This is a genomic window from Leptospira perolatii, from assembly GCF_002811875.1.
GTDB lineage: Bacteria > Spirochaetota > Leptospiria > Leptospirales > Leptospiraceae > Leptospira_B > Leptospira_B perolatii.
Map to the genome: position 1 here is coordinate 1 of NZ_NPDZ01000044.1, position 683 is coordinate 683.

1 protein-coding gene is annotated in these 683 nt (G+C 41.7%); it reads right to left on the reverse strand.

Annotated features, from left to right (window positions below):
• Positions 1 to 44 precede the first annotated feature (44 nt).
• Positions 45 to 683: integrase core domain-containing protein (locus CH373_RS18510; RefSeq protein WP_133122448.1), on the reverse strand; the 639-nt coding region annotated here is incomplete at its 5' end.

The window sequence follows — 683 nt, forward strand, 5'->3', positions numbered from 1 at the left end:
GAAGAACCGGGAACATAGGTAACACTTTAAACCGGAGACATGGGTTACACTTTTGGTTGTTGAATTAACCTTTTTCCTTTCTCATCTAAATAAGCAACCCTAAGAAAGCTGAAATTTACAGCCCAAAGGCCGTCCTCGATCGGCTCCAATCCTACATACTCACCGGACAAGGATTTCGAAAGGTGATATCTCTCATCTTTCCAGTAGATACATCCGTCCGATATCTTTCTCAATTCAAAATGATTTGGATAAAAGATTTCAGGTAATTTATTCGGGAAGGGCCTAGACGAACTTGCGTATAAACTAGCAGGGGTTTGTTGATCGAGGGCTTCGTGAGGTCTTTCATGATTGTAGATTTTCACGAATTCATTAAAAGCAAGTTGTTGGGACCTCATACTCGCTCTCACTGGATAAATGGCTTCTGCTTTTAAGGTCCGGTGCATCCTTTCGTGACGACCATTCTGCTGAGGTTTACCTGGTTGGATTCTTTCTGGTAAAATTCCTAATTTGATCCACCAAACAGAAAGCACTGAGAATCCCTTACCGGAAGCGAATGGATTCCCGTTATCGGTTCGAATAGCATGCGGTAATCCGAATTCTCTAAAACACTTCTCAAATTCCTTTTTAGTCTCAAATATGCGAGTACCAGGCAATCCCTTGCATTTTAGGAGGTATCTACTGTA